Here is a 9,868-nt window from a genome sequence, read left to right as displayed (position 1 = left end):
CGCCTAATATGCTTTTCACGTTTTTTCATTGCTAGCTGACACCCAAAAATGGTTGTTATCAACCAGCATTTTAATCTGCTGTTTGGACTCAAGTACCGCGGTTCTATGCCGATACGTTATTTAACAAAGCAGGTATCAATCAAATTATGGATAAACAACAGGAACTCGATTGTCAGCAAATTCTCGAAGGTGTGGAAGAGTTCGCTACCTTTATGAGTTACCGCAGTGATTGCAGCGGGCTGAGAATATTGAGTATTGAAACGGTTGAAGAGGCACATATGCGAGAGCTCGCAGAACAAAATGCGAAAGTCGTATCTATTGAACGCAAGCGTTCTACAAAAAATCGGCCAGTCACGATCAGTAAAGAACTCCGCTTTAACGGCCTAACCTTTCATTCATAAAAAAGCCCGCTTGAGGCGGGCTTTTTTTGACTTACACCTGACTCCCGTCAGCATTCGCATTCTCATCATCGTCTTTAACGGGTGGCATCAGATCTTCTTTGCTGATTCCCATCGCCAGTATGGTATTACTCGCTATATAAATAGATGAATAAGTACCAATGATGATACCTAGCAGTAATGCAATTGAGAAAGCATGAATCACCTCTCCTCCGAATACAAATAAGGCAAGCACCACCAGTAAGGTGGTCATGGATGTCATCAAAGTTCGGCTCAGCGTATCGTTAAGCGCCCGATTTACAATTTCTTCAGAACCACCTTTTCGCATCTTCAAAAATGTTTCGCGAATACGGTCAAACACGACAATCGTATCGTTAAGCGAATAACCGATAATGGCCAGGATTGCTGCTAGTACCGTCAGGTCAAACTCAACCCGTGTTAAAGAGAAAAAGCCCAATGTGAGTACGACGTCGTGGATCAAAGCCACAACCGAACCAATGGCAAAACGATATTCAAAGCGTAGGGAGACGTATATCAGGATACCGATTAAGGCGTACAACATTGCCAGACCACCCTGCTCCGTCAATTCTTCACCCACCTGAGGCCCCACAAACTCAACCCGACGCACATCAATTTCGGTCTCATTCTTTGCTTGTAACATCGACACAACTTCATTGCTAAGCTGTGCCATATTCTGTGTTTCGATCACCGGCAAACGAATCAATACGTCATGTATTGAACCAAAGTTTTGTACCGTCGCATCGGCATAGCCACCCTCGGACAAATCACTGCGCAACTGATTAAGATCGACCTGTTCCTGGTAACCCAGCTCAATCATCGTACCGCCGGTAAAGTCGATACCAAAATTAAGTCCCTGCAATGTCAATGACGTTATTGAAGCAAGAATCAGTATCGCCGAAAAAATCGCCGCCAGACGACGCTTCGCCATGAACGGGATATTCGTTTCACTCTTTAAAAACTGCATGTTTGTGTATCCTAAATTGACAGCTTAGGTTTGTGCTGACGACCGTAAATCAAATTAACCACGGCACGTGTGCCCATGATTGCGGTAAACATTGAAGTGATAATGCCCAGCGTCAATGTAACGGCAAAGCCTTTAATCGAACCGGTACCAAAACCGAAGAGAACGATAGCCGCAATCAAGGTTGTGATATTCGCATCAGCAATGGTCGAGAAGGCTTTGCCATACCCGGCATTAATACTGGATTGAGGACTATTACCGATCCGCAGTTCTTCACGGATACGTTCAAATATCAATACGTTGGCATCAACTGCCATACCGACGGTCAGAACAATACCGGCAATACCTGGCAATGTTAATGTTGCCTGTAACATTGACAGCAACGCGACGATGAACACCAGATTAGCTGCAAGAGCAATGTTTGCGACAAGCCCGAATACGCGATACCAGACCACCATAAATACCAAAACAAATGCAAAGCCAATCATCACCGAAGCAAAGCCTTGGTCGATATTATCCTGACCAAGGCTTGGGCCAACAGTCCGTTCTTCAACAATATCAATGGGTGCAGCCAGCGCCCCAGCTCGCAGTAACAGAGACAGATCACGTGCTTCGGTGGTGCTGTCTAAGCCTGTAATTTGGAATTTTTTACTCAGTTGGTCACGGATTGTCGCAACATTAATTATCTCAGGAACCTGACGACGCACTTTGACTAGTTCGCCATCAATTTCTCTGGTTTCTGACTTTGATTCGATAAAGACTACAGCCATCGGATTGCCAATGTTATCGCGAGTCACATTACTGAATGCGCGTGCCCCCTTGCCATCCAATGTCACCGAAACGGCCGGTGAACCCGATTGTGAATCCAGCGTAGATCGTGCGTTGATCACGTGCTCACCCGTCAACATAACGCGTTTTTTCAGTAGATAAGGGCGTCCGTCGCGATGATAGTACAACTCTGAATTCGCCGGAACACGGCCATTCAGTGCATCTTTAACATCATTCTCGAAATCGACCAGCCTGAATTCAAGTGTGGCTGTTGCACCCAGAATTTTCTTAGCCTGAGCCGTATCCTGCACACCCGGTAATTGCACTACAATACGGTTATCACCCTGCTGTTGAACGGTTGGTTCAGCAACACCAAGCTCGTTAATACGATTACGCAAGGTAGTGATATTTTGCTGCAGTGCAAGCGTTTTGGTTTCACGCAAGGTTACTTCAGTCAGTTTCAAGCTCAAGGTTGGAGATGCAGCACTGTCTTCAACAGCCACCTGCAACGCGTCCATTTCGCGACTAATCAGGGTTTCCGCCTGATCGCGATCGGAAGGACTGCGAAATATCACAATCAAATCATCATTATCAATCTTGATCTGCTTATAGCGGATTTTCTCATCGCGCAAAGTCAGTCTGATATCACTGGCATAACCGTCAAGCGCCTGTTTAACCGCAGCGTTCATATCCACTTCCATCAGAAAATGCACGCCACCGCGTAAATCCAGTCCCAGATTCATCGGTTCGGCACCTAATGAAGAAAGCCAATCCGGTGTGTTCGGAGCCAGATTCAAGGCGATGATGAAATCATCCTGCAACGTCTGGTTCAACACATCCTTGGCTTGAAGCTGACTGTCAGCTGACATCAGTCGGATCAGCAGCTTTTCATCTTCCAGAGCCACACCTTTATATTCAATGCCGGCCTCTTTCAATGCTGTTTCTGCTTTATCAACCAGTGCTAAATCTACCGTAGAAGTCCTGCCGGCTGAGATTTGCACTGCTGGATCATCGCCAAACAAATTCGGCATCGCATATATGCCGGCAAACAGTAAGACAATCAGGACCAGGAGGTTCTTCCACAGTGGATATCGGTTCATTTGTAATTCCTGAGGGTTATTTCAAGCCATCTCACGACGGTAGTAAACGCGATTAAAGTTGTTTCAGTGTGCCTTTAGGCAGGACAGAGTTGATTGACTCACGGCGTACTTTCACCTCAACACTGTCAGCGATTTGTACGGTGATAGCGTTATCCGTGATATTGAGAATTTTTCCCATCAAGCCGCCATCCGTCACGACTTCATCGCCTTTTGCCAATGCCGATTGCATAGAACGATGTTCTTTGGCGCGTTTTTGTTGGGGTCTAATCAGCATCACATAAAATAAGACCAACAAAATAATTGGAAAGGCAAAATCTAACAATCCAGGTGAGCCAGAAGAAGCAGCTTGTGTTTCAGCAGCACCTGCATAGGCAGCAGAAATGAAAAAGTCCATCGTCAATCCTCATTTATAAGAACAAAAAAGAAACCGATTATGCCACAGCCATAAGGGTTACCGATAGCAATGGACACTAATCAAACCAGTGGTGTTTCCCGTAACGCATAAAATTCTTTTCTAAACTCGGTCAGCGATTGATTTTCAATCGCTTGTCTAAGGCCCTGCATCAGCGTTTGGTAATAATGCAGATTGTGGATAGTATTTAAACGTGGGCCCAACATTTCGCCAGTTCTATCCAGATGATGTAGATAAGCGCGGCTATAATTTCGACAGGTATAGCATTCACAATAAGGATCTAACGGGCCAGTGTCCTGTTTGAACCGGCTATTACGTATTTTGATGACACCTTGATGCACAAACAGATGACCGTTTCGGGCATTTCGTGTCGGCATCACACAATCAAACATATCCACGCCCAGCATGACTGCTTCTACCAAATCCTCCGGTCGTCCGACGCCCATCAGATAATGCGGTTTATCTTGCGGCATTCGTGTGGCGAGGTAGTCAAGAATGCGCAGCATATCTTCTTTGGGTTCACCCACCGATAAACCGCCTATGGCATAGCCATCAAAACCAATCTCCGTCAAACCCGCCAGTGATTCATCACGTAAGGTTTCATGCATGCCACCCTGCACAATACCAAACAATGCGGAGGGGTTATCACCATGCGCTTGTTTGCTACGTTCAGCCCAGCGTAGCGACAACTGCATTGATTTAGCTGCGGTTATTTCATCGGCAGGATATGGCGTACATTCATCAAAAATCATAACGATATCACTGCCCAAATCACGTTGAACGGCCATTGATTCTTCAGGACCTAAAAAAACCTTATTACCGTTAACGGGTGAGCGGAAATGCACGCCCTCTTCAGTGATTTTGCGTAAATCACCCAGACTAAATACTTGAAAACCACCCGAGTCGGTCAAAATAGGGCCTTGCCACTTCATAAAATCATGCAGATCACCATGGGCAGAAATAATATCCGTGCCCGGGCGGAGCATAAGGTGAAACGTATTACCCAGAATAATTTCTGCGCCAGTATTGGTCACTTCTTCCGGTGTCATCGATTTGACCGAACCATAGGTGCCAACCGGCATGAAAGCCGGCGTTTCTATTGTTCCGCGGTCAAATGTCAGGCGGCCACGTCGGGCATGCCCCTCTTGCGCAAGCAAATCAAACTTCATTCATTTATTCTCATAAAAATCGCCGCACAGGATACCATTTTCTGTCGATTTTCTGCGAAAACGACGCATCATCGACGACGTTACGGTAGGATCATGCCTGTTTTATCTGTGTTGGAGTGTTGAATGTCTGATCCAAAAATCATTGTTGCTCTCGATTATGCGACAGCCAATGCTGCTTTGAGCATGGCTGATCAAATCGATCCCAATCGTGCTCGTGTCAAAGTCGGTAAAGAATTATTCACGCGTTCAGGGCCTCAAGTTGTCAACGCCTTAGTGCAACGCGGGTTTGATGTGTTTCTGGATCTTAAGTACCACGATATTCCGAATACCGTAGCCAAAGCGTGTTCTGCCGCTGCAGATCTGGGCGTATGGATGCTTAATGTGCACACCCTGGGTGGTGGAGCGATGATGACGGCTGCCAAAGAGGCGGTCGGAGACACAAAAGATAGTCCGATCCTCATTGGCGTGACCCTACTGACCAGTATGGATCAACACACCTTCGACCAGATAGGTTTACAAGGCACAATGACTGATACCGTTACTCGCCTGGCGACACTGGCTAAAGAGAGCGGGCTTGATGGTGTCGTGTGCTCAGCACAGGAAGCCACAGCGCTTCGAGATCAGTTAGGTAAAGACTTTCAGCTGATCACACCGGGTATTCGCCCAGCGGGTAGTGCTCAGGGGGATCAACACCGTACTATGACGCCTAAACAAGCGCTCGATGCCGGTAGTCACCATTTGGTTATTGGTCGCCCGATTACAGCGGCAAACGATCCCATGCAGGCTTTATCAGAGATCGAATCTAGCCTAACAAGCGATTAGGCCTATTTCATTAACTCATTAAAAAAGGCCATCGTAATGATGGCCTTTATGTTTTTATTAGGTTCGCCACGGTATTAGTTGATACCAATATTCTCATCACTTTCTATTTCGTTAAAACTCAACACAGGCGAATCGCTGTCACATGCTGACTCAATCTGAAAGTTGCGTGTCACATCGACTGGTCCCAAGTGCTGAATCGTGCGTCGGCCCAGCAGAATCGGGTACAACATATTCTCCCGGTTGCGTAAGCTGAATTGCTCCTCATAGATCGTGTCACCAATACATACCTTCATTAACACGACGGAACGCTTATCCGTACCGCCAGCGCCTCTGACTCTAAAATTTCGCAGCAGTGGTCGTTCAATGCGCTGATTAATACGCTTATCGTTCTCCTCATCGCCCAATGCAACGGTAAACCTGACCCATTCTTCACCTTCACGTTCAAAGCGTTCAATATCCTCAGCATGCATTGACGAGGTCAAGGCACCCGTATCAAGTTTCGCCTTTGCTACCACTCCCCAGGGCTGTACTTTTATCTTCTCGATCCAACCATAGGTAGTCTCGGCCTGCACTACGTTGCTAAAGACAGCCAGTCCGATCACGATGCTATACAGACTCAAAAGCCTCTGGACCATCAGTTCTCTCCTTCTTGTTCTACAAGTAGGGTTAGTATGGATTTTGTGTCTCAGGTTCCGGCCGCTAAGCTGATGTGTCACTTTTAAAGAAATTGGCCGCTTCTTTGCTCGCCGGTAAAAATCAACAGTCTCCAAATCAATAGAAAAACGTTACTACATTGTGCGCCAGGTCACTGTTATCTTCAATAAAAAAGCCCGTTTTATACGGGCTTTTTTATTGTTCAAAACGTCTATACTTCTATCAGACTTTAAACTTACCAGCTGCCTCTTGTAGTTGTGAGGACAAGCTGCTGAGGGTATCAACTGCCACAGAGGATTCCCGCGCTCCTTCAGCCGTGTGTTCTGCCACTTGACTGATATTGACAATACCGCGGTTAATATCTTCAGCCACAGAAGACTGTTCATTAGCAGCGCTAGAGATTTGGGCGCTCATTTCATCCATCGTTGAAATCATTGCTGTGATGGTATCCAATGCTGCTCCCGCACTGGATGCTTTTTCAACACTATCTTTGGCACGCTCACGGCCTTCGTTCATCACTTGAACCGCTGACTGGGCACCGAGTTGTAGACGCTCAACCATTTCTTCGATTTCATGGGTGGATGATTGAGTTCGCGCCGCCAGCGTTCTCACTTCATCAGCAACCACCGCAAAGCCTCGACCATGTTCACCCGCTCGTGCCGCTTCAATGGCGGCATTAAGTGCCAATAAATTGGTTTGTTCCGTGATGCCCCGGATAACATCAACAATGGCACCGATATTTCCGATATCGGCTTCCAGGCTGCTTAGTTGATCCGCTGCTTTTTCTACTTCACTTGCGAGAGAATCAATGGCTTCCATTGTTTCCAAAACGACTTGTTTCCCGGCCTTAGCTTCACTATCCGCATTCCGAGCCGCATCTGCAGCACTGGACGCTGTTCTGGCTACTTCCTGTACTGAGGCCGCCATTTCATTCATGGCCGTTGCGACTTGAGTGGTTTCGGTTTGTTGTTTTAACACACCATCCACCGTTGATTTGCTGATAGCCTCCATATTCTGAGTAGCCGTATCAAGCTGAGACACGCCTCCCACCATGGTGTGCACTAGATTCGCTACATTTTTACGTGCGCTATCAAGCTCAAAGGCCATCCAACTAAAGTCACTTTTCCCGGGGATAGCCACTTTATGCGTTAGATCACCTTTCTTAATATTCTGAATGGCTTCAACCAAATTCGTTGCGCGGCGGTCACCAAATCGTCCGATAACGTGTGCCATGTACATAATAAAAGCACTACCCAAAATGACGAAGACTGCGACAGCTACCAATTGGTTTTCCGGCGATACACCACTATGGAACATATACCATTCCAGAAGAGCCAATGTAACCAGGCCGATAATGCCAAACCCTGCAACGATGTACATTCTTTTTCTTAAAGAGAAGTTTTCTAATTTAAACACGTCCGTCTCTCCCGGCTTTCATTTATTGTTTTATTCGTTATGCATATATGCTCAGCCCACTAGTGGCTTCGCTTAATGGTTGTTCTATTTCCTGTTCACTCTCTATATCGTCACTTGAAGCGCTGGCTTGAGTAAAAATATGCGAATCATCTGCGTGTTCAGTTTCGCTATCCTGCTGCTGTTGTTGCTGTTGTTCAGCAACTTCCGCATGCCCCAACTCAATCCCGGCCTCAGAAAAACTCTCGCGTAAACGCGGCAACGCCTGCTCAAGCGCATCACGTGTTGCCGAATGTTGTGCCAGAAATGTCACGCTGGCTTGATCGTTTTGTATCTGCAATCGTACTTCAACCGGCCCGAGATTCGCTGGTGTCATTTTGAGTTCAGCCTGATGCACGCCCTCTTTTGCCATCCACACCACGCGACTACTCATAACTTGTGACCAGGCAGGGTTTTGCATATTGGGTTGCACCGGCAAACTCAATCCTTGCGCAGAGGCTGCAGTCGAGATTGTACCTGAAGTTGTAGCCGATGCAGCAGAAACTGTTGAAAAGGCTTGGCCCGATGCCAGCGCTTTGGCCTGATTATCACCACGATCAGCGGTCAGCAATGCTTTGGTAATATCCGGTTTATCCGATTGCTCCTGCAATTGAGCGGCAATCGCATTCCTGAGGGTCATCGAAATCTCTTTATCCCCGTTTTTGCGTTGCAATGCGTCTAAAATATCGGCCCGAATGCTGATAGGTTTACCGTCTGATTTATCTTTTGCTTCAAAAACGGCGGCAAGATTTGGTTGCCCCGTCTTTGCAGTCGTATTTTCTTCAAACAAGAGTTTATCGACTTTAGCCGGCAGCACTGGGATCGCCTTTTCTGCCTGCGTACTTGTCTGCTTTAATTCAGTTTTAGCCGGTTTATCTGCTGCTATTACCTGCTCTGCCAACTTCGCACCTGATTTTTGTGAAGCTGTATCCGGACTGGTTGAAGTTTCAGACTTACCTTTTGTTGTCATATCAACGGGAGCAGCCTTGGCATTGTCCACGGCGTTCTGACTTACTTCCACCTGTGCACGTATTGGCTTTTCTGAAGACGAGGATGCCCCAGCATGCTGCACGTGTTCATTAACACTAGCATCCGAAGATTGCGCAGTCTCTTCAGCAGTCTCACTAGTTTTGGGATCATCAGAGGCCACTGAGTCTTGATCGTCTGCCTGAGTTGACTTGCTGGTCTTTTCAGCTGATTTTTCCGGCGGCAATTTATTGCCGTCATTGACACTATTTTCTTCCGGTTTTGTCGCTGCTGCCTTTTCTGCTTGTTGCTCTCTTCGCGATGACTCACTAGCCCTTGAGGACGCCTTTCGCTCAGCCTGCGAGACTTTATCTAACTCAGAAGAGAATGCCTCAGCACTCGATTTATCATGGGCTGCAGCGGATTTTTTGACGCTACCGGAAGCCACTGGAGCATCTGTTTGAATAAAAACATGTTGTGGCATGTTGCCTCCTGCTTAAAGTCACTATGACTCTTTTCACTGGAGTGTTTGCAAACGCTATGCCAGACAAGCTAAAAGTTAAAACAATTCGACATCCCCCGTGTCGAGGCTCTTCTGAGTTACCGATCGATGTTGGGTTGATTCTATTTTTGGACGAAGCTCGGCTAGGGAATGGTGGATCTGTTCCAGCATTTCTTTACACTGCGCCAGATTACCCGGCTCTAATTGTGCTTCATTAAGAGAGCGCATCAGCCGATTGAGATCTTCCACCGCAGCTAGGCGTTTGCCAATATGCTGACTGAGTTGAGTGCACATATCTTCAAACTGCAGTGACGTCACAGCCTGGTTGACCAAAGATGACATCGTTTGACCTATAACGCCGATTTCTGAAACAACAGAGACAGACTTTTGATTGAGGCTGCCCATAGTCGTCGTCATATCGGCCACTTTTTCCTTACTATCCAGTGCCAAATTAGTGTCTGATGTCACTGCTTCTGCCACTACGCTTCGAGCATCTTCCAGCGTCGTTTTCACGGTGGTTGTGATTTCACTGATCTCATCACTGAAAGCATCCGATTTCTGCGAGAGCTTACGTACTTCATCCGCGACAACAGCAAATCCTCTTCCGGCATCACCAGCCCGTGCGGCTTCAATAGCTGCATTC

General features: G+C 46.9%; 9 protein-coding genes and 2 pseudogenes. 2 read left to right on the top strand and 9 right to left on the bottom strand.

Features of this window, described 5'->3' with window-relative positions; translation table 11 throughout:
- Window positions 1-146 precede the first annotated feature (146 nt).
- The gene (locus ACTF5U_RS08070) at window positions 147-401 is read left to right on the top strand and encodes a hypothetical protein (RefSeq protein ID WP_438971123.1); all 255 of its coding nucleotides are present in this window, start codon (window positions 147-149) and stop codon (window positions 399-401) included.
- A 31-nt stretch (window positions 402-432) separates the two neighbouring features.
- Here the strand turns inward: ACTF5U_RS08070 and secF are convergent, their stop codons facing one another.
- The 4 genes from secF to tgt all read right to left on the bottom strand — a co-directional run bounded on the left by secF (window position 433) and on the right by tgt (window position 4,829).
- Window positions 433-1,383, bottom strand: a complete 951-nt coding sequence (gene secF, locus ACTF5U_RS08065; protein WP_438971122.1) for a protein translocase subunit SecF — start codon at window positions 1,381-1,383, stop codon at window positions 433-435.
- An 11-nt stretch (window positions 1,384-1,394) separates the two neighbouring features.
- The gene (secD, locus tag ACTF5U_RS08060) at window positions 1,395-3,248 is read right to left on the bottom strand and encodes a protein translocase subunit SecD (RefSeq protein WP_438971121.1); all 1,854 of its coding nucleotides are present in this window, start codon (window positions 3,246-3,248) and stop codon (window positions 1,395-1,397) included.
- Window positions 3,249-3,300: 52 nt separating this feature from the next.
- On the bottom strand, window positions 3,301-3,642 hold the full coding sequence (gene yajC / locus ACTF5U_RS08055; RefSeq protein WP_438971120.1) for a preprotein translocase subunit YajC: 342 nt from the start codon (window positions 3,640-3,642) through the stop codon (window positions 3,301-3,303).
- 80 nt (window positions 3,643-3,722) lie between these two features.
- Window positions 3,723-4,829: a tRNA guanosine(34) transglycosylase Tgt gene (gene tgt, locus ACTF5U_RS08050; RefSeq protein ID WP_438971119.1), complete on the bottom strand. Its 1,107-nt coding sequence runs from the start codon at window positions 4,827-4,829 to the stop codon at window positions 3,723-3,725.
- A gap of 123 nt (window positions 4,830-4,952) precedes the next feature.
- On the opposite strand from tgt, the gene pyrF reads away from it, so the two are divergent.
- On the top strand, window positions 4,953-5,651 hold the full coding sequence (gene pyrF, locus ACTF5U_RS08045) for an orotidine-5'-phosphate decarboxylase (protein ID WP_438971118.1): 699 nt from the start codon (window positions 4,953-4,955) through the stop codon (window positions 5,649-5,651).
- 74 nt (window positions 5,652-5,725) lie between these two features.
- Here pyrF and rloA3 read toward each other — a convergent pair whose 3' ends face one another.
- The 5 genes and pseudogenes from rloA3 to ACTF5U_RS08020 all read right to left on the bottom strand — a co-directional run.
- Complete coding sequence (rloA3, locus tag ACTF5U_RS08040; protein ID WP_438971117.1) at window positions 5,726-6,286, bottom strand: retropepsin-like aspartic peptidase RloA3; 561 nt, start codon at window positions 6,284-6,286, stop codon at window positions 5,726-5,728.
- 241 nt (window positions 6,287-6,527) lie between these two features.
- Entirely contained in the window at window positions 6,528-7,721 is a 1,194-nt protein-coding gene (locus ACTF5U_RS08035) for a methyl-accepting chemotaxis protein (RefSeq protein ID WP_438971116.1), read from the bottom strand.
- Window positions 7,722-7,758: 37 nt separating this feature from the next.
- Complete coding sequence (locus tag ACTF5U_RS08030; RefSeq protein ID WP_438971115.1) at window positions 7,759-9,207, bottom strand: flagellar hook-length control protein FliK; 1,449 nt, start codon at window positions 9,205-9,207, stop codon at window positions 7,759-7,761.
- 75 nt (window positions 9,208-9,282) lie between these two features.
- A pseudogene (locus ACTF5U_RS08025) lies at window positions 9,283-9,807 on the bottom strand (hypothetical protein); the annotation flags it as partial.
- Window positions 9,789-9,868, bottom strand: a pseudogene (locus tag ACTF5U_RS08020) (methyl-accepting chemotaxis protein); the annotation flags it as partial. The pseudogenes ACTF5U_RS08020 and ACTF5U_RS08025, both read right to left, overlap by 19 nt.

Origin of the sequence: Methylophaga sp., assembly GCF_965655755.1 — a bacterium.
GTDB lineage: Bacteria > Pseudomonadota > Gammaproteobacteria > Nitrosococcales > Methylophagaceae > Methylophaga.
The sequence above is the reverse complement of the archived record's forward strand: the minus strand, read 5'-3'. Positions and strand labels throughout refer to the sequence as shown.